Origin of the sequence: Saccharopolyspora sp. NPDC000359 (assembly GCF_040300525.1) — a bacterium.
GTDB lineage: Bacteria > Actinomycetota > Actinomycetes > Mycobacteriales > Pseudonocardiaceae > Saccharopolyspora.
In genome coordinates this window covers 135,959-155,554 of the sequence record NZ_JBEPDU010000006.1, presented here as the reverse complement: position 1 = coordinate 155,554, position 19,596 = coordinate 135,959, and the positions used below count along the sequence as shown (strand labels likewise).

At 71.9% G+C, this 19,596-nt stretch carries 24 protein-coding genes and 2 tRNA genes; 14 read left to right on the top strand and 12 right to left on the bottom strand.

Translation table 11 applies throughout. The annotated features are described in order from the left end of the window. Positions 1-63: 63 nt before the first annotated feature. The gene (locus tag ABT324_RS06720; RefSeq protein ID WP_351172771.1) at positions 64-501 is read right to left on the bottom strand and encodes a hypothetical protein; all 438 of its coding nucleotides are present in this window, start codon (positions 499-501) and stop codon (positions 64-66) included. Between the two features lie 246 nt (positions 502-747). Here ABT324_RS06720 and ABT324_RS06715 point away from each other — a divergent pair, with 246 nt between their 5' ends. Beyond that, complete coding sequence (locus ABT324_RS06715; RefSeq protein WP_351172768.1) at positions 748-1,296, top strand: DUF1062 domain-containing protein; 549 nt, start codon at positions 748-750, stop codon at positions 1,294-1,296. A 40-nt stretch (positions 1,297-1,336) separates the two neighbouring features. On the opposite strand, the gene ABT324_RS06710 is transcribed toward ABT324_RS06715, so the two are convergent. Genes ABT324_RS06710 through ABT324_RS06700 form a run of 3 tightly spaced genes read right to left on the bottom strand, consistent with a single transcriptional unit; the run spans position 1,337 to position 2,713 of the window. Then, positions 1,337-1,882 carry a maleylpyruvate isomerase family mycothiol-dependent enzyme gene (locus tag ABT324_RS06710; RefSeq protein WP_351172765.1) on the bottom strand — a complete coding sequence of 182 codons (546 nt, stop codon included), beginning with the start codon at positions 1,880-1,882 and terminating at the stop codon, positions 1,337-1,339. A gap of 1 nt (position 1,883) precedes the next feature. Then, the gene (locus ABT324_RS06705) at positions 1,884-2,366 is read right to left on the bottom strand and encodes an SRPBCC family protein (RefSeq protein ID WP_351172762.1); all 483 of its coding nucleotides are present in this window, start codon (positions 2,364-2,366) and stop codon (positions 1,884-1,886) included. After that, on the bottom strand, positions 2,363-2,713 hold the full coding sequence (locus ABT324_RS06700; RefSeq protein ID WP_351172759.1) for an ArsR/SmtB family transcription factor: 351 nt from the start codon (positions 2,711-2,713) through the stop codon (positions 2,363-2,365). The genes ABT324_RS06705 and ABT324_RS06700 overlap by 4 nt, the downstream gene beginning before the upstream one ends. A gap of 265 nt (positions 2,714-2,978) precedes the next feature. Here ABT324_RS06700 and ABT324_RS06695 point away from each other — a divergent pair, with 265 nt between their 5' ends. Both ABT324_RS06695 and ABT324_RS06690 read left to right on the top strand, forming a co-directional pair. Then, entirely contained in the window at positions 2,979-3,497 is a 519-nt protein-coding gene (locus ABT324_RS06695) for an RICIN domain-containing protein (RefSeq protein WP_351172756.1), read from the top strand. 129 nt (positions 3,498-3,626) lie between these two features. Continuing rightward, on the top strand, positions 3,627-4,028 hold the full coding sequence (locus ABT324_RS06690; protein WP_351172753.1) for a hypothetical protein: 402 nt from the start codon (positions 3,627-3,629) through the stop codon (positions 4,026-4,028). A 3-nt stretch (positions 4,029-4,031) separates the two neighbouring features. Here the strand turns inward: ABT324_RS06690 and ABT324_RS06685 are convergent, their stop codons facing one another. Beyond that, on the bottom strand, positions 4,032-5,276 hold the full coding sequence (locus ABT324_RS06685; protein WP_351172750.1) for an MFS transporter: 1,245 nt from the start codon (positions 5,274-5,276) through the stop codon (positions 4,032-4,034). Positions 5,277-5,321: 45 nt separating this feature from the next. Here ABT324_RS06685 and ABT324_RS06680 point away from each other — a divergent pair, with 45 nt between their 5' ends. Further along, positions 5,322-6,329 carry a GlxA family transcriptional regulator gene (locus ABT324_RS06680; RefSeq protein ID WP_351172747.1) on the top strand — a complete coding sequence of 336 codons (1,008 nt, stop codon included), beginning with the start codon at positions 5,322-5,324 and terminating at the stop codon, positions 6,327-6,329. Positions 6,330-6,427: 98 nt separating this feature from the next. Then, positions 6,428-7,213, top strand: coding sequence for an SDR family NAD(P)-dependent oxidoreductase (locus ABT324_RS06675; protein ID WP_351172744.1), 786 nt, complete (start codon positions 6,428-6,430; stop codon positions 7,211-7,213). A 111-nt stretch (positions 7,214-7,324) separates the two neighbouring features. Here ABT324_RS06675 and ABT324_RS06670 read toward each other — a convergent pair whose 3' ends face one another. After that, positions 7,325-7,831: a YbaK/EbsC family protein gene (locus ABT324_RS06670; protein WP_351172741.1), complete on the bottom strand. Its 507-nt coding sequence runs from the start codon at positions 7,829-7,831 to the stop codon at positions 7,325-7,327. 50 nt (positions 7,832-7,881) lie between these two features. Next, positions 7,882-8,472, bottom strand: a complete 591-nt coding sequence (locus ABT324_RS06665) for a class I SAM-dependent methyltransferase (RefSeq protein ID WP_351172739.1) — start codon at positions 8,470-8,472, stop codon at positions 7,882-7,884. A 448-nt stretch (positions 8,473-8,920) separates the two neighbouring features. On the opposite strand from ABT324_RS06665, the gene ABT324_RS06660 reads away from it, so the two are divergent. Beyond that, positions 8,921-10,099, top strand: a complete 1,179-nt coding sequence (locus ABT324_RS06660) for an MFS transporter (protein WP_351172736.1) — start codon at positions 8,921-8,923, stop codon at positions 10,097-10,099. Positions 10,100-10,146: 47 nt separating this feature from the next. Here the strand turns inward: ABT324_RS06660 and ABT324_RS06655 are convergent, their stop codons facing one another. After that, positions 10,147-11,328, bottom strand: coding sequence for a cytochrome P450 (locus ABT324_RS06655; RefSeq protein WP_351172733.1), 1,182 nt, complete (start codon positions 11,326-11,328; stop codon positions 10,147-10,149). A 33-nt stretch (positions 11,329-11,361) separates the two neighbouring features. Continuing rightward, positions 11,362-12,051 carry a TetR/AcrR family transcriptional regulator gene (locus tag ABT324_RS06650; RefSeq protein WP_351172730.1) on the bottom strand — a complete coding sequence of 230 codons (690 nt, stop codon included), beginning with the start codon at positions 12,049-12,051 and terminating at the stop codon, positions 11,362-11,364. A gap of 210 nt (positions 12,052-12,261) precedes the next feature. Between ABT324_RS06650 and ABT324_RS06645 the strand changes: the two genes are divergently transcribed. Beyond that, positions 12,262-12,456 carry an antitoxin gene (locus ABT324_RS06645; RefSeq protein WP_351172727.1) on the top strand — a complete coding sequence of 65 codons (195 nt, stop codon included), beginning with the start codon at positions 12,262-12,264 and terminating at the stop codon, positions 12,454-12,456. A 566-nt stretch (positions 12,457-13,022) separates the two neighbouring features. Here the strand turns inward: ABT324_RS06645 and ABT324_RS06640 are convergent. Beyond that, positions 13,023-13,994: a prephenate dehydrogenase gene (locus tag ABT324_RS06640; protein ID WP_351172724.1), complete on the bottom strand. Its 972-nt coding sequence runs from the start codon at positions 13,992-13,994 to the stop codon at positions 13,023-13,025. Positions 13,995-14,116: 122 nt separating this feature from the next. Between ABT324_RS06640 and ABT324_RS06635 the strand changes: the two genes are divergently transcribed. The 5 genes from ABT324_RS06635 to ABT324_RS06615 all read left to right on the top strand — a co-directional run bounded on the left by ABT324_RS06635 (position 14,117) and on the right by ABT324_RS06615 (position 16,176). Then, positions 14,117-14,605: a tRNA adenosine deaminase-associated protein gene (locus ABT324_RS06635; RefSeq protein WP_351172721.1), complete on the top strand. Its 489-nt coding sequence runs from the start codon at positions 14,117-14,119 to the stop codon at positions 14,603-14,605. Beyond that, positions 14,602-15,090, top strand: a complete 489-nt coding sequence (locus ABT324_RS06630; RefSeq protein ID WP_351172718.1) for a nucleoside deaminase — start codon at positions 14,602-14,604, stop codon at positions 15,088-15,090. Before ABT324_RS06635 ends, ABT324_RS06630 begins: the two co-directional genes overlap by 4 nt. 69 nt (positions 15,091-15,159) lie before the next feature. Beyond that, positions 15,160-15,375 (top strand): CsbD family protein, encoded by a 216-nt coding sequence (locus ABT324_RS06625; RefSeq protein WP_351172715.1) that lies wholly within the window; start codon positions 15,160-15,162, stop codon positions 15,373-15,375. Positions 15,376-15,489: 114 nt separating this feature from the next. Beyond that, a complete protein-coding gene (locus tag ABT324_RS06620) occupies positions 15,490-16,047 on the top strand; it encodes an RNA polymerase sigma factor (RefSeq protein ID WP_351172712.1) in 558 nt (185 codons plus the stop codon). 43 nt (positions 16,048-16,090) lie between these two features. Further along, a tRNA-Ser gene (locus ABT324_RS06615) sits at positions 16,091-16,176 on the top strand. Positions 16,177-16,229: 53 nt separating this feature from the next. Here ABT324_RS06615 and ABT324_RS06610 read toward each other — a convergent pair. Further along, entirely contained in the window at positions 16,230-16,535 is a 306-nt protein-coding gene (locus ABT324_RS06610; protein WP_351172709.1) for a hypothetical protein, read from the bottom strand. Positions 16,536-16,718: 183 nt separating this feature from the next. Here ABT324_RS06610 and ABT324_RS06605 point away from each other — a divergent pair, with 183 nt between their 5' ends. Beyond that, positions 16,719-18,509 (top strand): DUF8508 domain-containing protein, encoded by a 1,791-nt coding sequence (locus ABT324_RS06605; RefSeq protein ID WP_351172706.1) that lies wholly within the window; start codon positions 16,719-16,721, stop codon positions 18,507-18,509. Positions 18,510-18,731: 222 nt separating this feature from the next. On the opposite strand, the gene ABT324_RS06600 is transcribed toward ABT324_RS06605, so the two are convergent. Beyond that, positions 18,732-18,817, bottom strand: a tRNA-Ser gene (locus ABT324_RS06600). A 353-nt stretch (positions 18,818-19,170) separates the two neighbouring features. Here ABT324_RS06600 and ABT324_RS06595 point away from each other — a divergent pair. Then, the gene (locus ABT324_RS06595; RefSeq protein WP_351172703.1) at positions 19,171-19,491 is read left to right on the top strand and encodes a hypothetical protein; all 321 of its coding nucleotides are present in this window, start codon (positions 19,171-19,173) and stop codon (positions 19,489-19,491) included. The last annotated feature ends 105 nt before the right edge of the window (positions 19,492-19,596 follow it).

Sequence of the window (19,596 nt, the reverse complement as noted above, 5' to 3'; positions counted from 1 at the left end):
CCCGGCTTCGCGCCGGGGCAGGGCCATGCGGGTCGCGGCGGGGGTCGCCACCTGCCAGGACACCTACGTGATCGTGGTGATCGTGCAGGTCCCCGGGGTGCCGGTGGGGCCGTCGGCGGAGATGGTGACGAGTTCGATGTCGGCGTTGGGGACGCCCGTGGCGAACACGACCTCGCGCTGGTCCGGGCCGAACTCGCCGCTGGTGCCGCTCGCGGTGGTCCCGTCCTTCTTGCGGATCTCGTAGGTGAAGGTGTCCCCGGGCTGGCCTGCGACGGTCAGCTCGGCCGTCGGGACGTCCGGGGTGCGCTCCACCACCGGAGCCGCGCACTCGGGCGGGTCCTGGTTGGCGGGTGCGGCCACGCCGAGGATCGGGTCGTCCTGGGCCCGGGTCCGCTCCGCGGGACTTCCTCCCGGCGGCTGGGCGCCGCTGCACGCCGACAGCGCAGCTGCCGCCGTCAACGTCAGCGCGGCGAGTGCGACCGCCCGCATCCAGATCTCCATCGCCATCAGACTACGCAGGTCGGCAGGGAGGCCGTCCCCGCGCCGTGGCGGGTGTTCGCCAGCGCGGAAAAACCGTTGGATCTGCCCGGTCCTGCGGCATATTCTGCCGCAGGACCGAGTTGCCTAGTCGAGGGCGTGGCCGTTGTACACCAAGTGAGACCTCCCGAGAGCTGATTCGTTGCGCGTCGCGCTCCTGCGCCGCGCTTCTTCTTGCTGCGGTTTTCTCACTGGAACAGGTGTACTTCTGTGCTCATCAGTTGGATGGTCGTGCCCACCTGCCTGCCGCTCGTTCGTCGCCGCTGCCACGCGTGCGAGTCCGAGCTGTTCCGGGCGAACGGCAAATTCCGAGTCAACGCCAACCACAAGCTGCTCGACGCCTGGCTCCTCGCGCTGTGCGAGGGGTGCGGGGACACCACCAAGCTCGCGATCCTGGACCGGGCGCACGTGCGCTCCGTGCGACCTGACCTGCTGGACCGGATGCACGACAACGATCCCGGCCTGGCTGCTGAGCTGCTGCAGGACCCGGTCGTGCAGCGGCGCAACCGCATCGCCCTGGACTGGAACGGCGCCTGGCGCCTCGACACCGGCGGGGCGGAACGGCCCGTGGACGAGGCGGTCGACGTCGAGGTCCGCTTCGCGGCGCGGATCCCGGTCCGGCCGGTGCGGCTGATCGCGGACGGCTTCGGCTTCTCGCGAGCCGAGGTCGAGCGGCTGGTCGACGAGGGCAGCCTGGTGTCGGCGGTCCGGTTGAGCGGCAAACTCTCCGGCGACTTCGCCTTCCTGCTCAAACCCTGACCGGCAGGGCCTGTCCGGCGTGCGCCGGACAGGCCCTCCCTCAGCCGGACCAGGCCGGGTCGCGGCCGAGGAAGGCCATCAGCGCGGTCTGCGCGGAGGCGTCGTCGGCGACCGGCACGGCCGGGCCGAACTGCCCGCTGTCGCGCAGCACCTGCTCCATCGGCTTCATCCCCGCCAGCGCCGCGCGGCAGCGCTGCTCGCCCAGGTCGGGCTCGCGGCCCAGCGCCTTGGCGAGGTCCCAGGTGTGCATCCAGACGTCGGCTGTGTAGAACTGGTCGATCGCCTCGTCCACCGGCCTGTCGCCGGTGTGCGGGTTGCTGAGCACCCGCCCGGCGGGATCGTCGAGGATCGCCTGGATGTCGGCGACGTGCTGGTGCCAGGCGGCGACCGGGTCGGCCGCCACGTCCACGGCGGGGAGTTCGATCCCGGCGCCCGCCAGGAAGCCGCGGGACCACTCGACCAGGTGCTTCACGACGTCGAGGGCGGTCCACCCGGCGACCGGGCTGGGGCGCGACCAGTCGTCGGCCGCGTCCACCAGCTCGGTGAACCGGGCTGCGTCGTGCGCGTGCTGCTGGGCGGGGTTCACCTCAGGACCTGCTCGCCAGCAGTTCGTCGAGCTTGTCGTAGCCCTCGCTGATCCCGGTCTCCATGCCGCTGGCCAGCATCCCGTCCCGGGTCTCGAAGTCGGGCACCACGCTCAGCACCCGCAGCCGGGTGCGGCCGTCCTCGAGCGCCTCGAAGGTCAGCGTCTCCAGCGAGACGATGTCGGGGTGGCCCTCGTAGGTGAAGGTCCACACGATCCGCTCGTCCGGCCGCACCTCGTGGAAGCTGCCGTAGAACGAGGCGATCTCCTCGCCGTCGCGGTCGTTGGCGAAGGCCCACTCGCCGCCCGTGCGGGCGTCCCACCGCGTGATCCGCGTGGTCAGCGATCGCGGCCCCACCCAGCGCGCGTAGAGCTCGGGGTCCACGTGGGCGCGGAACACCTGCTCGGGGGCCGCGTCGAACTCTCGGCTGATCTCGATCGTCGGGACCTTCTCGTCGGCCGTGATGCGGGCCTCGTGCTTGCTCATGACGCGTCCTTCCGCTCGTCCTCGTCCATCCGGTCCAGCAGGGCGTCGAGCCGTTGGTAGCGCTCCTCGGCCTCCCGCCGGTACCGCTCGATCCACTTCGACATCAGGTCGAACACCTCCGCGTCCAGGTGCACCGGCCGACGCTGCGCGTCCTTGCTGCGGGTCACCAGTCCGGCGTCCTCCAGCACCTTCACGTGCTTGGAGATGGCCTGGAGGCTCATGTCGTAGGGCTCGGCCAGCTCGCCGACGGTCGCGTCCGCCCCGGCCAGCCGGGCCACCAGCTCGCGCCGGGTGGGGTCGGCCAGAGCCGCGAACGCCCGGTTGAGCCGCTCCGTGCTCTCGTCCACGTTCATTCCTCAACTAGTTGGTTGAACACCAAGCTAGGGCGGGTCGGGGGTGTTGTCAACCGGTTGGTTGAGCAGGGGTCGTGAGTGGCGGTGGTGGTTCTGACGACCATCGCCACTCACGAGTGGGATCACCCGGAGGGGGCGGGAAATCCTTCGAGCGAGGGCATCGGTTCGGTGCTCCGGTGGCCGATGGACAGGTCGTGATCGCCCGGATGGGGCCGGGGGTCGCGGATATCGGCACTTCCCGGGGAAAGGACCTCGAACGATGAATCTTCGACGTGCTCTGGCGTGGGCCTTCGCGCTGCTGACCCTCGTGGGGCTGGCCGGGTTCGCCCCGGCGGCGACGGCGGCGGAATCCCGCGCGGCCATCCCGTCCGGTACCTACCAGATCGGGTTCGCCGCGAGCTCGTTCGGAGAGGTGCTGACCGAGGGCGGTGCGGAGCCCGGGACACCCGCGCTGCTGCTGCCGCGCGGCCAGGGCCACCAGGACTGGCTGATCACCCCGAACGGCCAGGGCTACACCATCCAGAACGCGCACTCCGGCCGCTACCTGGGCGTCGAGTCCGAGCCGAGCCAGCACCGGTACGCGGTCGCCTCGGCCGCGCCCCACACCTGGAACCTGGTGTCCTCGCCGCAGGGCGACCGGGTGCGCATCGCCAGCTACGGCCCGGAGGGCGAGTTCCGGCTGGACGTCTCGCCGCTGCTGATCTTCCCGCCCCGGGTCGACGTCCAGCACGCCCGCGACGGCATCGGCCAGGACTGGCAGCTGACCCGCGTCGGCTGACCCGCACGACCTCGGAGAGCGCCCAGTCGACCCCGACCGGGCGCTCTCCGCATGTCCGGACCGGTTCCGGGTGGGGGAGGGTGGCGGGGGCAGAATGCCCTTGGTTCGACCGCGATGGGGAGGTTCTCGATGGCCAGTGGCGATGACATGGACCGGGCGATCCGGGCGTTGCGCACGGGTGCTGCGCTGCCCGCCGAGTCCTCCGGGCTGCTCGCCGACCTCATCGACGCCCACATCGACGCCGAGGTCGGCACCGCGCCGCCCAAGGGTTGGCTGATCGCCGACATGGCCGCGCTCGACCTGGCCCGCGCCGCGCTGGAGGACCGCACCGCGGCACCGGACGACCTGAAGCGGATCGTCGCGACGCTGCGCGAGGGGACGCCGCTCCAGCCCGACCTCTCGCCGAAGCTGGCCGCGCTGCTGGAGAAGCACCAGCAGTTGGAGTGGCCGGAGGAGACCCCGGAGGCGTGGCAGGGCGTCCGGGAAGGCGCTCAGGCCGTGGCCGCCGCCGTCGTGCAGTCGATGGCGTAGCGCTCACGCCGGTTGCGGCACGGGCCTCCTGATGGCGCTGGCGAGCAGGGCCCCCATCGCGCACAGGGCTGCCGCGCTGATCCACACCGCGTCGTAGGAGCCCATGACGTCGCGCGCCACACCGCCGCCGAGCGCGACCAGGCCTGCGCCCACCTGGTGGGCGGTGCTCACCCAGCCGAAGACGATCGCGCCGCCCGCGCCGAAGACCTCGTGGCACAGGGCGATCGTCGGCGGGACCGTCGCGACGTCGAGCAGGCCGAACAGGACCGCGAAGACCACCAAGCCGGGCTGCACCGCCGACGCCAGCAGCGACGGCAGGAACAGCAGCGACACCCCGCGCAGGCAGTAGTAGGCGGCCAGCAGCAGGCGGGGGCTGAAGCGGTCGGTGAGCCAGCCCGACGCGATGGTGCCGACCACGTTGACCACGCCGATGACCGCCAGCACGGAGGCGGCGGTGGTCGTCGGCATGCCGTGGTCGTGCGCGGCGGAGGCGAAGTGCGTCCACATGATCCCGTTGGTGGAGGCGCCGCAGATCGCGAAAGTGCCTGCCAGCAGCCAGAACGGGCCGGTCCGCGCGGAGTCGAGCAGCAGCCGGGCGGCGCGGCGGGCGGCGCCGGGCTCGGGGCGCGGCTTCGGCTCGAACTCCGCCGCGCCGAACGGGCGTAGGCCGAGGTCGGCGGGGTGGTCGCGGAAGACCAGCCAGGTCAGCGGCGTCGCGGCCAGCGCGACCAGGGCGAGGCCGGTGGTCGCCGCGCGCCACGCGAAGTTCTCGACCACCCAGGACATCACCGGCAGGAACGCGAACTGGCCGAACACGCTCGCCGCGGTCAGGAGACCGGTCACCAGGCCGCGCCGAGCCGCGAACCAGCGGTGCGTCACGGTCGCCGCGAACGTCATCGCCAGCGCGCCGCACCCGGTCCCGACCAGCACGCCCCACCCGGCGATGAGCTGCCAGGACGCGGACACCGCGGTGGTCGTCCCGGCCCCGGCGGTGATCAGCAGCAGCGCGCCCACCGCCACCCGCCGGATGCCGAAGCGGTCCACCAGCGCGGCGGAGAACGGCGCGGTCAACCCGTACAGCACCATGTTCACCGACACCGCGACCCCGGTGGTGGCGCGCGACCAGCCGAACTCCTGGTGCAGCGGGGTGACCAGCAGGCCCGCTGCGGTGGCGCAGGCCCCAGCGACGACGACGATCAGCGCGGTGGCGGCGGCGACCCACCAGGCGCGGTGCACATCGATCCTCATGGCCACCAACCCTGCGCGGAGCAGCCGCGCCGAACGAGTGGCCTGATGGACAACATGTGCAAGAATCGGGCCATGTCCAGTCGCATCGCGGTACTCGTCCGGCACGGCGTCATGCCGATGGAACTCGGGCTGGTGCACCAGCTGTTCGGTCGCGCGCGGGGGCCTGCCGGGGAGCCGTTGTACGAGGTCATCACCTGCGCCGTCGCGCCGGGGGAGGTGCGCACCGACGCGGACTTTTCGATCCACGTCGCGCGCGGCCCGGAGGCGATGGCCACCGCGGACACCGTGATCGTCCTGGCCACCCACGAGTACGACGAGACCGAGACCGAGGGGCGGCTCGGCCCGGAGCTGGCCGCCGCGCTGGCCCACATCCGGCCCGGCACGCGCACCGCCTCGGTCTGCACCGGGGCCTTCGTGCTGGCCGCCGCGGGACTGCTGGACGGGCGGCGGGCGACGACGCACTGGATCTCCGCCGACCAGTTCCGCGCGTTCTTCCCCTCGGTGCGACTCGACCCCGACGTGCTCTACACCGATGACGGCGACGTGCTCACCTCCGCCGGGGAGGCCTCCGGGATCGACCTGTGCCTGCACATGATCCGCAGCGACCACGGGGCAGCGGTCGCCAACGAGGTCGCGCGGATGACCGTCGTGCCACCGCACCGCGACGGCGGGCAAGCCCAGTACATCCGGCGGCCGGTGCCGGAACCGCAGGTCTCGTCCACCCGGCGGGCCCGCGCCTGGGCGCTGGAGCACCTGGACCGGCCGCTGTCGCTGCGCGAGCTGGCCGCCCAGGAGTCGATGAGCGTGCGGACCTTCACCCGGCGGTTCCGTGACGAGGTCGGGATCTCGCCGCTGCAGTGGCTCACCCAGCAGCGCGTCGAACGCGCCCGACAACTGCTGGAGGAGACCGACCTGCCGGTGGAGCGGATCGCCGCCGAGGCCGGGTTCGGCACCGCGGCCTCGCTGCGCCAGCACCTGCAGGCCGCGCTCGGGGTGTCGCCCAGCGCCTACCGCAGCACCTTCCGCGGCACGGACCTTCTGGCGGCGAGTTGAGCCCACCGGGACGGGCCCTTGCCCCGGCGCTGTGCGAGGGGGAATGATTCGCCGGTCGGAGCGGGGCGGTAGTCCCCTGTGGACGATCGGGAGGGTGCATGTCGGAGCGGCTGTCCAACCTGTTTCGGCTCGACGGGCGCGAGGCCGTGGTCGTCGGCGGCGGTAGCGGCCTGGGGCGCGCCAGCGCGATCGGCCTCGCCGAGCACGGCGCGCGGGTGGTCATCGCGGACCTGGACACCGGCGGCGCGGCGGAGACCGCCGAAGCGATCCGGCAGCTGGGCCACGAGGCGAGCTGGCGCGAGCTGGACGTGCGCGACGGCGCCGGGATCGGTGCGCTCGCCGAGGCCGAAGCCGATGCCGAGGTGCTGGTCGTGACGCCCGGCATCAACGTCCGCAAGCGCCTGGTGGACACCGTCGACGACGAGTTCGACCGGGTCGTCGACGTCAACCTGAAGGGCACCTACCGGCTGCTGCGCGAGTTCGGCGCGCGGATGGGCGAGCGCGGGCGCGGCAGCATCATCACCTTCGCCAGCTTCCGCGCGGAGGTGGTCGAACCGGGCCAGGGCATCTACGCCGCGACGAAGGCCGGGGTGGTGCAGCTCTCCCGCGCACTGGCGGCGGAACTGGGGCCGAAGGGCGTGCGGGTCAACGCCATCGCGCCCGGCCCGTTCGAGACGCCGCTGACCGAGCAGATCAAGTCGGACGAGGCCTGGTACGGCGCGTACGCGCGCAAGACCGCGCTGCGGCGCTGGGCCAAGGCCGACGAGATCGCCGGAACCGTGGTGTACCTGGCCTCGGACGCGGCGTCCTACGTGACCGGCAGCCTGCACCTGGTGGAAGGCGGCTGGACAGCCATCGACGGCCGCTTCGACCCCAACGTCTGACCAACCACCCCACGACCGGATCCACAGTTTCAACTGAAACTGTGGCCCGTCGTGAGTGGGTTCCGCAGTTTCAATTGAAACTGCGGTTCGGCGTGGGTGGGAGTCGCAGTTTCAATTGAAACTGCGGTTCGGCGACGGTGCCGGGGGTTGGGGTTTCGCCACCTCTGCGGGGAGGCCGCCGGTGATCCGGACCAGTTCCTCGAAGGTCGTGGGGAACATCGCGTGCTTGGTGCCCGCGCCCGCCCACACCACCGGGTGGTCGGCGAGCATCCGGTCCACCACCGTGCGGATCGGTTGCGGGTGCCCCACCGGGCCGACGCCGCCGACCGGTTGACCGGTCGCCGCCTGCACGAACTCCGGGGTGGCGCGGCGGATCTTGCCGGTGCCCAGCAGCCGCGCGACGTGCTTGGTGTCCACCCGGTGCGCGCCACTGGCGATGATCAGCAGCGGTTCGTCGTCGGCGGTGAAGACCAGGCTGTTGGCGATGGCGCCGACCTCGCAGCCGAGCTGTTCGGCGGCCGCGGCGGCGGTCGGCACCTCGGTGCTGAACTCGACGACCTGGCCGGGCACGTCCAGCTCGCGCAGGCAGGCGGCGAAGGTGGCGGTGGTGTTGCTCATGCCGCGCAGGATTCCGCAGCCCGCCCGCGGGGACAAGCCAACAGCTCCGGTCAGCGGGCGCGCCGGGCCTTCAGGACGGTGTCGCGGGTGTGGTGGGTGCCCGGCGGCGGGGGCGTGGTCCGCGCGCGGGTTTCGTTGACCAGCACCGTCCAACCGTCGTCGAGGAGGGCAGCGATGTCGGCCGGGTGGTAGTAGTCGGCCGGGTCGAAGTCGGCGTCCGAGGGCAGGTCGGCGAGGTCGTGGCCGCCGACCAGCAGCGTGCCGCCCGGTGCGACGGCGGCCAGCAGGCCGCGCAGCGCGGAGTGCCCGGGTTCGCGCAGCAGCGGGAAGTACTGCACCGAGACCAGGTCGAACGCGCCCGCCGGGGGTGGTGTGGTCGTCGGGTCGCCGTGCTGCCAGGAGATGTCGAGGTCCGCACTGGCCGCGGCGGCGCGCTCCAGGGCGACCCGCGAGATGTCGACGGCCGTGACTTGCCAGCCGCGCCGGGCCAGCCAGATCGCGTCGGCGCCCTCGCCGCACCCCACTTCGAGCGCCTGCCCCGGGGTCAGGTCGCTCGCCTCGGTGACGAGCACCCCGTTGGGGTTGCCGCTGAAGAGCTGGTCGCTGCTGCCGTACCGCTCGTCCCAGAACTGCTGGTTCATGTGCCCTCGCTCGGTCGTGCCGGTGGTTCACCTCCAACCTGCCCGCCGCGCCGACGAGTCGACAAAGTTCTTTGCGGGAACAGCAAGCCGGGCGTTTCGACCTCGGACCGCGGCGCCCGGCCCACCCGGAAACCACTGCGGGGAAAGGGGATCCAGGGCGGCCACTCCGCGTGATTGGTGATCCGGGTCACGCGTGTTAACACGCGTCGGGGCTGTGTCGAAATGCGGGGTGCGGCCGGTGTTGCGGTCGTTGTTCCGCCTGACACCGAGAACGGGTCTGGCCTTCTTGGCCGTCCGCAGTTGCAGGGTCAACCCCAACCGAACACTCCCCACCGCTGGCCCCGCCGTGCCCCGGCGAGGTCGCGGTCCCCCCACCTCCACGCGATCGACCCGCGGGTCGTCGCGCGATCCGTGCTGCCCGCCCACCCCGCAACCCCGAGGGACGCCAATGCAATTCCGGCTCCTGGTGCTCGCCGTCGGCACCTTCGTCATCAACACCGGGTCCTACCTGGTCGCCGGGGTGCTCCCGGCGATCGCCGGGCACGTCGGGGTGCCGGTCACCACCGCGGGCCAGCTGGTCACCGTGCACGCCCTGACCTACGCGATCAGCGCGCCGGTGCTGTCCACTGTGGTCGGCAAGTGGGAGCGGCGGCGGCTGCTGCAGCTGTCGCTCGCGCTGTTCGTGGTGGGCAACATCGCCACCGCGCTCGCCCCGGACTTCGGCACCCTCACCGCCGCGCGCGTGCTGGGCGCGCTGGGTGCGAGCCTGTTCACCCCGACCGCGGTGGTGATCGCCGCCGACCTGGTGCCGCTGGACCGCCGCGGCCGCGCGGTGTCGATGGTGCTCGGCGGGCTGACCCTGGCCACGGTGATCGGCGTGCCGCTGGGCGTGCTGCTGGAGGAGTCCGTCGGCTACCAGGGGCTCTTCTGGATGATCGCGGGCCTTGGTGTGCTCGCCTCGACTGCCCTGCTGGCGCTGCCGCCGGTCCCGGCGCCACCCGCGATGCGGTTCGGCGAGCGGGTGTCGGTGCTGCGCAACAAGGCCGTCGTGTGGGTCCTGGTGGTCTCGATGCTGGCCTCCCTCGCCGACTTCGCCGCCTACACCTACGCCTCGCCGATGCTCTCCGCGCTGACCGGTGCGGGCGCGGGCACCCTCGGCGTGCTGCTGTTCGTCTACGGCGTCGCCGGTGCGATGGGCAACGCGGTGGTCGGCCGGATCACCGACCGCTTCGGCTCCGGCGTCGGCATCGCGGGGTCGTTGTTGCTGCTCGCCGCCGGGCTGGCGTTCCTGCCGCTGGCCGGTGGGTCGACGGAGCTCACGGCGGTGCTGCTGGTGCTGTGGGGGCTGGGCGGCTGGGGGATCATGCCCGCCGTCCAGCACCGGCTGATCTCCGCGGCCCCGACCGGTGCCGCGGTGGTGATCGCGTTCAACTCCTCCGCGCTCTACCTGGGCATGGGCTTCGGCGGGATCACCGGAGGTTCGGTCGCCGCGCAGTGGGGTTGGTGGGCGCTGGGCCCGGCCTCGGCCGTCGTCGCGGTGCTCGCCCTCGGCCTGTTCTGGCGGATGCCGACCGCCCCGGCGCCGGAGTCGGTCGCGACCCCCGAGCGCGAGGCGGCGCCCGCCTGAGCTGGGGGCGGGCGGTACCCCGGCCCGCCCGCCCCACTGATCCCGCCTCAGAGCAGCAGTGGGAGCTTCTTGACCCCGGTCAGGACCGGGCTCGGGATGAACTCCGGCGCCTCAGTCGGATCGGTCCGCATGTCGGGGAACCGCTCCAGCAGGATGTTCAGCGCCACCCGGCCCTCCAGCCGGGCCAGCGGCGCGCCCAGGCAGAAGTGGATGCCCCGGCCGAACCCGATCTGCGGGTTGGGGTCGCGGGTGATGTCGAAGATGTCCGGGTCGGAGAACTGGCGCGGGTCCCGGTTCGCCGCCGCCACCCACAGCAGCACCATCTGGTCGGCCGGGATGGTCCGCCCGCCCAGCTCCACCTCCCGCGTGGTTGCCCGCGACACGGCGGCGAACGGGCTGAAGAAGCGCAGCGACTCCTCGATGGCGCCGGGTACCAGCGACCGGTCGGCGAGCAGCTTCGCGCGCTGCTCCGGGTGCGCGTCCAGGCACAGCACGGTGTTGCCCAGCAGCATCGTGGTGGTGATGTGGCCCGCGATGAGCAGCACCATCCCGAAGTTGGCGACCTCGGCGTCGCTGAGCCGCTCCCCGTCCACCTCGGCCGACACCAGCTTGGTCAGCAGGTCCTCCCGGGGTTGCTCCCGCCGCTCGTTGGCGTGCGTGACCAGGTACTCGGACAGCTCCTGGACCTGCTCCATGGCCTTGGTGAAGTACTCCTGCTGTTCCTGGCTCGGCTCCTTGAAGGAGATCTGGTTGGAGCTGGAGAACATCGCGTCGACCCACTTCTTGAACAGCCCCCGGTCGCTGCTCGGCACGCCCAGCAGCTCGGCGATCACGATCACCGGCAGCGGGTAGGCCAGGTCCGCGACCAGCTCGGTCCGGTCGGAGACCCCGTCGAGCAGCTCGTTGGTGAGCTCGGCGATGCGGGGCTCCAGGTCCGCGACGACCTTCGGGGTGAAGGCGTGGCTGACCAGCTTGCGGAGCTTGTCGTGCTCCGGCGGGTCCATGTTCAGCAGGTTGCCCTCGGAGAACTGGTCGCCCAGGTCCGGGACCAACCGCCGGGTGTCGGAGGAGAAGGTCCGGAAGTCGCTCAGCGCCTCCAGGATCTCGGGGTAGCCGTAGACGTTCCACATGCCCGCCGCCTCATCGTGTTCCACCGGCTGCGCCGGTCGAACACCGCGCAGCCAGAACTGCGCTTCGTTGATGCCCCAGGTGTCGGCGAGGGTCGTCATGTGTAGCCCCTTTCGTGGTGGTCGAGCGGGAGGTCAACCCCGCTCGTTCCCGGGAGCGCCGTATATCCACTCCCGGTAGCTCGTGTCCAGGTCGTCGAACAGGTCGGCGATCTCGTTCGCGGCCGAGACCAGCAAGGTCGGGTCGGGGTCGTCGTCCGGTTCGAAGGCGTGCCGGACGGTGTGCGCCAGTACGTCCGCTGCGCTCTCGTCGTCCAGCTCCGGCACGCCGGGCTTGAGGGAACTCATGGTGTAGAAGCCGAGAGTGGACGCGTTGATCGCGTAGGCCAGGTGCGGGACGTCGTCGCGCACCAGGCCGTGCTTGGTGATCAGCGCGTAGTACCGGTTGGCGATGTCCTGCTCGCGGGCCCGCACCGGGGACTCCGTGAGGCTGCCGAGCAGCTCCACGTCCGAGGTGACCAGCGCCCGCAGCAGCGGGTTGCGCTGGGTGGCGCGGAACGCCGAGCGCAGGAAGCGGTGCGGCTGGATCTCCGCCGGATCGCGCCGCAGCTTCTCCGCCAGCTCGGTGATCATCTCCCGCGCCGAGCGCAGGATGAGCGATTCGAACAGCTGCTCCTTGGTGCGCCAGTGCAGGTAGACGGTGCCCTTGCCGATGCCTGCCTGGCGGGCGACGTCCTCGACGGTCACCTTCCGGTACCCCAACCGGATCATCAGCTCGCCGGCCGCGTCGAGGATGCGGTCGGCGCGTTCGGTGGGCTGCGGCACTGGACACCTCCGGGTGGTTCTGACGCGATGACCGGATTTGAAATCTGGTCATCCGGTCAGGGCGAACGGTAGCGCTGAACCGCGCCCGGCGGCAAGACCCCTCGAAGGTGTTAACCGCGAACCTCGGCGGACTGCGGGTCGCGGGCTCAAGGCTTAGGTTCGGCGTGCGCAGTCCGAGGACTTACCCACGCGACCTTGGGAGGGAGCACCATGGGACTCGGAGACTTCAAGGACAAGATGAAGGACATGGCACGGGGGCACGGGGACAAGGTCGACAAGGGGGTCGACGCGGCCGCGGGCAAGGCCAAGGAGAAGTACGGCCACGAGGAGCAGGTCGACAAGGCCGCCGAGAAGGGCAAGGAGTACCTGGCCGACGACTCGAAGCCCGAGCCGGACCAGCAGTAGGCACCAGGGCATCGCCGCCCGACCCACGCTGCGGCACGGGACCTGGTGAGGGCCGTCCCGGTGCGGCAGTGGTCGGAGCGGATCATGGAGAGGCCGCCCCACGCACAGGGCGGCCTCTCTTCACGCCCGGACCCGGCGCGGCCCGCCTTCGCGGCCTTCTCGCCCGGGTCTGGCGTGATCCTTCCCGCCCGGGTCGGCGCGAACCGCCTTCTCTCCCGGCCCCAGCGCAATCCGCCTTCGCGCCCGGGGCCGGCATGATCCGTCTTCCCGGCCCAGGTCCGGTGTGATCCGTCTTCTCCTTCAGGCCGGGGCTCTTCGCGTCCGAGCTCGGCGTGGACATGTCTTCTCGTCCGAGCGGTGTGGGCCTGTCTCCTCGTCCGCGCTCGGTGCGGGTTCGTTCGGACCACAGTTTCAGTTGAAACTGTGGTTCAACGGCGTGTCGGACGTCCGACACGCCGACGTGCGTCCGGGACTTCCGCGAGTTCAACGGGAATCGGACGTTCGATTTCCATTGGCATCGCACCCGGTCCGGGGTGGGGATGGCTCAGCCAGGACCAGGGCCTGGGTCAGACCGAGGTGGGGGTTTCGACTTGGGCTGAGTCGGGGGTGAGGGCGACTACCCGGCTGCCGAGGTCGCCGAGTTCGCGGAGGCGTTGGGGGGCTGCGGCGTCGAGGGGGACCGTCGTGGTCGTGCGTTCGCAGGTGACCAGTTCGTCCAGGAAGCGGCGGGAGTCGTAGCCCATGTCCACTGTGGACTTGAGGCCGCCGGTGGAGGCGAGCGAGCCGCGGGCCGCGCCCAACCGGCCGAGGGCGTCGTCCACCGCGTCGAGCAGGGCGTTCCGGTTGCCCTCCGTCATGGCCCGCACCAGCTCCGGCGAGCTGCCCGCCACCCGCGTGCCGTCCCGGAACGAGCCCGCCGCCAGCGACAGCGCGAGCGGTCCACCGTCCGCGCCGACCGCCGCGAGCACCGCGGCGAACACGTGCGGCAGGTGCGAGATCCGGGCCACCGCGGAGTCGTGCGACGCCGCCGAGGTGGGCACCACCTGCGCGCCGCAGTCCAGCGCCAGCTGCGCGGCCTCCCGCCACGCCGCCAGCGAGGTGTCCTCCTCGAGGGTGACCGCCCAGGCCGCGCCGGAGAACAGCTCGGCGGAACCGGCCACCCACCCGGAGCTGGACAGCCCGGCCATCGGGTGACCGCCCGCGTAGCGGGCCCCCGGCAGCAGGCTGCGGACCTCGGCGGCGACGGGATCCTTGACGCTGACCACGTCGGTAAGCCACGCCTCCGGCGCGTGCTCGGCGACCGCCCGCAGCACATCGCGGACGGCGGTCAGCGGTGTCGCCACCACGACCAGCGCGTCCTCGGTGGCGGCCCGGCGCAGCGCCGCGGCCACGTCGACGACCTCGAAGCCCTCCGCCCGCGCTGCGGCGGCGTCGTCCTCGGAGGCGGTGCTGCCCCACGCGGGGCGCCCGGCGGCGGAGGCGGCCCGCAGCACCGAGCCACCGATGAGTCCCAGTCCGATCACGCACACGGCACGCATCCACCCATCCTGCCCGACCCGGTCGGTCACGGCGCACCCGGTTGAGGGGCTTTCGGTGCTCGGAAGGTTACGAGCGCGCAGTAGTGCTTTCGGGTGGCGTTCACACGCTCTACGGTGTCCCCATGACGGTGCAGGAGCCGGTCGCGGGCTTCGCCGTCGCCGTGGTGCGCGAGGACGGGCGGTGGCGGTGCAGCGCGATGGACAGAACCGCGCTGACCGGCCTGGACGCCTCCATCACGGCGTTGCGCGAGCTGCGGTCCACCGGCGCGGTGTTCGGCATGTGCAATGTGGACGACGAGTTCTTCGTGCTGATCCGGCCGGTGCCCGGCGGGGTGGACCTGCTGCTGTCGGACGCGGCCGCCGCGCTGGACTACGACATCGCCGCGGACGTCCTGGACCTGCTGCGCGTCGAGCCGCCCGACGAGGACGACGAGGAGGTCTGGCCGGAGGGCAACCTGTCCATCCTGGCCGACCTGGGACTGCCCGAGGGCGAGCTGCTGGTGATCATCGAAGAGGTCGACCTCTACCCGGACGAGCAGCTGGTGATGATCGCCCAGCGCTGCGGCTTCGGGGACGACTTCGAGAAGCTGCTGGAGAAGTTGGAGCAGTGAGCGGATCCGGTTCCCGCGCCGGTGACGTCGAGCTGGTGCGGGCCGCGCTGCGCGTCGCCGCCGCGGCTCCGTCCACAGGGGATGTTCCGATCGGCGCGGTGGTGGTGGACCCGGGCGGCCGGGTGCTGGCCGAGGCGCACAACCAGCGGGAGGCCCTCCGCGACCCCACCGCGCACGCCGAGGTCCTGGCGCTGCGCGCCGCGGCCGCCGCGCACGGCGACGGCTGGCGGCTGGAGGGCTGCACGCTCGCGGTCACCGTCGAGCCCTGCACGATGTGCGCGGGCGCGCTGGTGCTGGCCAGGGTGGCCAGGGTGGTGTTCGGGGTGTGGGAGCCGCGCACCGGCGCCGTCGGCTCGCTGTGGGACGTGGTGCGCGACCGTCGGCAGAACCACCGGCCCGAGGTGGTCGGCGGGGTGCTGGCCGACGAGTGCGCGGCGGTGCTCGAGGAGTTCTTCGCCGGCCACCGCGGTGATGTGGATCACTGACCGGAGTGGTCCGGGCGATCGTGGGTACCCGGAGTGGTGCACGTGTTCCCCGTAGGAACGGAGTGACCGATGGGTGTGTTCGACAAGGCCAAGCAGCAGGCCGAGCAGCTGGCCGGGCAGGCCAAGGAAGCCCTCGGCAAGGCCACCGGGAACGACGAGATGAAGCGCGCTGGCGAGCGCGACCAGGTGGCGGGCAAGGCCAAGGAGGCCGGCCAGGACGTCAAGGACCGTGCGGCCGGGGCCGTGGACGACGCGAAGGACCGGCTCCGCGACGACAACAAGTGAGGAATATTCCACCGGTTCGGGTGGCCTGTCCGGGCCACCATCCTGACCGGATCCTGTGACGATGGGTCCGCTCCGCTTCGCCGGGGCGGACCCATCGCGTTGCAGGGGAGTGACGTGGAGCCGACCGATGCGGTGCTCGCAGAGCGCATCGCTGCTGGTGACGACGTGGCCTTCGAACAACTGGTGCACAGCTGCTCGGGCCCGCTGCTGGGCATGGCGCTGCGGATGCTGGGCGACCGCGCGGAGGCCGAGGACGTGGTCCAGGACGCCTTCATCACGGTGTGGCGGCGGGCCGGTGACCTGCGCGAACCGGCTGCGCTGCGGACCTGGCTGTTCCAGATCGCCCGCCGCCGCTGCCTGATCGTCCTGCGCACGAAGCGCACCCGCCGCACCGACCTGGTGTGGTCGGTGCCGGAGCAGCGCGCGGTGCACGGCGGTGCGCCCATCGCCGACCCGCAGCGAGCGGCCGAAGCGGGCGCGGGGGTGCTGGACCTGCTCCGCGCGCTGGCCGCCCTGCCGCCCGCGCAGCGCGAGGTCTGGCTGCTCGCCGAGATCGACGGCCTGTCGTACCTAAAGATCGGCGAGCGCGTCGGCGCAGGTGAGCAAGCGGTGCGCGGACGCCTCTTCCGGGCCAGGGTCGCCCTGGCGGACGCCCTCCGCGCGTGGCGCTGACCCCCCGCCAGGAGCGCGGACCCGAACATGTAGCCTAGTCGGCGGTAGCGTGTCCGAGCGGCCTAAGGAGCGCGCCTCGAAAGCGCGTGTGGTTAACAGCCACCGTGGGTTCGAATCCCACCGCTACCGCTCGAAGAGGACCGGTCCCCACGGGGGCCGGTCTTTTTTCGTGCTGTTCACGATCACAGCGTGAACAGCAGGAGGACCCCGAGGGGTGCGAGCACGAGCGCGGGGATGCCGCGCAGCAAGACCGACCTCGACGTGCGCCCGCGCAGCGCCGCCACCAGTTGGGCCGCGGCCAGCAGCAGGCCCAGGGCGCCGAGCAGGACCGGGAGGCTCATCGCTTCGGCGCAGTCGGAGTCGTCGAAGTCGTCGGTGCACATCGCGGAGAACCCGAACATCAGCAAGCAGAACAGCGACCAGGGCACCAGCACTGCGCACGTGGCGAGGACGACCAGTACTCGGGCCCCGACCGGTCTGCTCGGCACGGCGTACCTCCCATCGGCGATCACACTGCTCAGTCCAGTGGGCCACCACCCGGCCCGGCAAGGGGGGAACTACTCAGCACGCGCTGGTGCAGGCGACCTCGTTGTTCACGTGATCGTGTGTCGTTCGTGGCTTCGGGCGGGTAGCTTCTCGGCGATCATGTCGCTTGGCGAGAGGAAGCCGAAGTGCGCGTCACGTCACTGCTCGTCGCTACCGGGGTGCTGGTCTCCTTGGCCCCCGCCGCCGCTGCTGGACCCGCGGTGCGGATCCACGACGTCCAGGGCACCACGCGGGTGTCCCCGCTCAGCGGGCAGCGGGTGTCCGGGGTGCCCGGCGTCGTCACCGGGGTGCGCGGCCACGGGTCGGCGCGCGGGTTCTGGTTCCAGGACCCGGATCCCGACGGTGATCCGCGCACCAGCGAGGGCCTGTTCGTCTTCACCGGTGAGCAGACCCCGGCGGTGGCCGTCGGCGACGCGGTGGCGGTGGACGGCACGGTCACCGAGTACTACCCCGCGGGGAGCGGGGAAACGCCGGAGACAACGCCGAACCAGTCGGTGACCGAGCTGGTCGAGGCGAGCTGGCGGGTCACCGGCCGCGGCGAGGTGCCCGCCGAGGTGCTCGGCCCGGACTCGGTGCCGGTCGAGTTCGCCCCGCTGGACGGCGGCATCGACAAGCGGGAGCTGGAACCGCAGCGCTACGCGCTGGACCACCTCGAGTCGCGCGAGGGCATGCTGCTGCGGGTCGACGACGCGCGGGTGGTCGGGCCGACCGACGCCTACCGGGCGCTGTGGATCACCACCAAGCCGGAGCAGAACGCCAACGGCCGTGGCGGCACCACCTACACCGGCTACGCCGACCCCAACGCGGGGCGGCTGAAGGTCGAATCGCTGGCCGGCGGTGAGTTCCCCGCGGCCAACGTCGGCGACACCCTGCGCGGCGGCACCGAAGGACCGCTGGACTACTCCAGCTTCGGCGGCTACGTGCTGGCGGCGACCCGCCTCGGCGAGCACCAGCCAGGCGACCTGCGGCCGGAGTCGACCCGACCGCAGGGCCGGGACGAGCTGGCGGTCGCCACCTACAACGTGGAGAACCTCGCACCGGGCGACGACCAGGCGAAGTTCGACCGGCTCGCGCAGGGCGTGGTCGAGCACCTGGCGTCGCCGGACATCGTCGCGCTGGAAGAGGTCCAGGACAACAGCGGCCCGACCGACGACGGCGTGGTGGCTGCCGAGGACACGCTCCGCGAGTTCACCGACGCGATCGCGGCGGCGGGCGGCCCGCGCTACCTGTGGCGCCAGATCGACCCGCAGGACAACACCGACGGCGGCCAGCCCGGCGGCAACATCCGGGTGGCGTTCCTCTACAACCCGGCCCGGGTGTCCTTCGTGGACCGACCGGGCGGCGACGCGACCACCCCGGTGCACCCGGTCGAGCGCGGCAACGGCGTGGGGCTGAGCGCCTCCCCGGGCCGCATCGACCCGGCGGACGAGGCTTGGCAGGACAGCCGCAAGCCGCTGGTCGGCGAGTTCCTGTTCCGCGGCCGCCCGGTGCTGGTGGTGGCCAACCACTTCAACTCCAAGGGCGGCGACCAGCCGCTGCACGGCCGCTTCCAGCCACCGGAACGCGTCTCCGAGATCCAGCGCGACAAGCAGGCGCAGGCGGTGCGCGGCTTCGTCGACGAAGCACTGGCCATCGACGACCAGGCCCGCGTGGTGGTCCTCGGCGACCTCAACGACTACGGCTTCTCCCCGGCGGTGCGGCGGCTGACCGAGGGCGGCGCGCTCGTCCCGCTGGCGGACGCCCTGCCCCCGGTCGAGCGCTACAGCTACGTCTACGAGGGCAACTCCCAGCAGTTGGACCACATCCTGGCGACCCCGTCGCTCCCGGCGGACTACGACCTGGTCCACATCAACGCGGAGTTCGCCGACCAGGCCAGCGACCACGACCCCCAGATCGCCCGTTTCACCGTCCGCTGAGACCGAAGAGGCGAATGCCCCGCGAGGACCTCGCGGGGCATTCGCCCTGAACGCGGAGGATGCGGGATTCGATGGCCTGATCCGGAGGGCGACGCCCCGGCCGCCAGCGCCGACGTCCGCGTGTGGTGCAGGGCTGGGAATTCCCCGAGTGACTGAGGTGGGAATTGGGCCTGGACGCGGAAGAGCCCCGGCTGCGCGTGTGGCTGCCGGGGCTCTGACCAGCGGAGGATACGGGATTCGAACCCGTGAGGGCTGTTAACCCAACACGATTTCCAATCGTGCGCCTTAGGCCGCTCGGCCAATCCTCCGTGCGGAAGCCTAGCAGAGGGCTCCCTGAGCAGCGGATACGGGTCATGACCTGGGCGGACGCGCCTGGCGGCGGTGGTCGTCGTGATCTTGCGTGGCGCTCGGTGGCGACCTTGTTCGAGGGCCTGTGGCAGGAGAGCACGGCGGAAGGCGTCAAGGCTCGGGGGCTCGGCGGCGCGGAGCATGAACTTTTCTGCGCCGCCGCGGTGGGCCGGTGGTCGGGTCGCCTCGGCCGAACAGCTGGTTCCGCGCGAAAACGGTGGTCAGGACGCCTGGTTGGAGTAGCGTCTGCTGGCGCTGGAACACGGGTGCGGGGAGCGCTGGCGTCGCGGTGCTCCCCGATGGGGGAGGCGCGATGAAGGTGCTCGCGGGGATCATCGGTGCCTTGATGTGGTCCTTCGCGTTCGGCGCGGCGGTCGCTGGATCGGTTGCGCTGCTCGGCGGGCTGCACAGCACCGGCGAAGGGCCCCCGACGTGTGACGGGAAGGTCATGCACCGCGGGGACCAGTGCCTCATCACCTTCGGTGAGCAGCGCTCGTCGGTCGGCTACGACGAGATGGTGCGGCGCATGGAGAGCGCGCCGCGGGAGGGCGTGATCATCGGGAGTTCCCTCCTCGGCGGGGCAGTGGTGCTGACCCTCGGGGGCTGGGGCCTGGTGCGTTGGGCCGCTCGGTGACGCGCTCCTCCCACCGCACGACTTCGTGACGATGCCCGGCGCACGACGGCGCATGTGCGGCCAGCGCGTCCGACGTTCCTGAGTCCCGCGCCACCTCGCGCTCCG

What these genes read in the sequence shown, in the direction of transcription:
- ABT324_RS06720 (WP_351172771.1), bottom strand. Translation starts at nt 501, where the DNA reads ATGGAGATCTGGATGCGGGCGGTCGCACTCGCCGCGCTGACGTTGACG.
- ABT324_RS06705 (WP_351172762.1), bottom strand. Translation starts at nt 2,366, where the DNA reads ATGAGCAAGCACGAGGCCCGCATCACGGCCGACGAGAAGGTCCCGACG.
- ABT324_RS06695 (WP_351172756.1), top strand. Translation starts at nt 2,979, where the DNA reads ATGAATCTTCGACGTGCTCTGGCGTGGGCCTTCGCGCTGCTGACCCTC.
- ABT324_RS06690 (WP_351172753.1), top strand. Translation starts at nt 3,627, where the DNA reads ATGGCCAGTGGCGATGACATGGACCGGGCGATCCGGGCGTTGCGCACG.
- ABT324_RS06685 (WP_351172750.1), bottom strand. Translation starts at nt 5,276, where the DNA reads ATGAGGATCGATGTGCACCGCGCCTGGTGGGTCGCCGCCGCCACCGCG.
- ABT324_RS06680 (WP_351172747.1), top strand. Translation starts at nt 5,322, where the DNA reads ATGGACAACATGTGCAAGAATCGGGCCATGTCCAGTCGCATCGCGGTA.
- ABT324_RS06675 (WP_351172744.1), top strand. Translation starts at nt 6,428, where the DNA reads ATGTCGGAGCGGCTGTCCAACCTGTTTCGGCTCGACGGGCGCGAGGCC.
- ABT324_RS06670 (WP_351172741.1), bottom strand. Translation starts at nt 7,831, where the DNA reads ATGAGCAACACCACCGCCACCTTCGCCGCCTGCCTGCGCGAGCTGGAC.
- ABT324_RS06665 (WP_351172739.1), bottom strand. Translation starts at nt 8,472, where the DNA reads ATGAACCAGCAGTTCTGGGACGAGCGGTACGGCAGCAGCGACCAGCTC.
- ABT324_RS06660 (WP_351172736.1), top strand. Translation starts at nt 8,921, where the DNA reads ATGCAATTCCGGCTCCTGGTGCTCGCCGTCGGCACCTTCGTCATCAAC.
- ABT324_RS06655 (WP_351172733.1), bottom strand. Translation starts at nt 11,328, where the DNA reads ATGACGACCCTCGCCGACACCTGGGGCATCAACGAAGCGCAGTTCTGG.
- ABT324_RS06645 (WP_351172727.1), top strand. Translation starts at nt 12,262, where the DNA reads ATGGGACTCGGAGACTTCAAGGACAAGATGAAGGACATGGCACGGGGG.
- ABT324_RS06640 (WP_351172724.1), bottom strand. Translation starts at nt 13,994, where the DNA reads ATGCGTGCCGTGTGCGTGATCGGACTGGGACTCATCGGTGGCTCGGTG.
- ABT324_RS06635 (WP_351172721.1), top strand. Translation starts at nt 14,117, where the DNA reads ATGACGGTGCAGGAGCCGGTCGCGGGCTTCGCCGTCGCCGTGGTGCGC.
- ABT324_RS06625 (WP_351172715.1), top strand. Translation starts at nt 15,160, where the DNA reads ATGGGTGTGTTCGACAAGGCCAAGCAGCAGGCCGAGCAGCTGGCCGGG.
- ABT324_RS06595 (WP_351172703.1), top strand. Translation starts at nt 19,171, where the DNA reads ATGAAGGTGCTCGCGGGGATCATCGGTGCCTTGATGTGGTCCTTCGCG.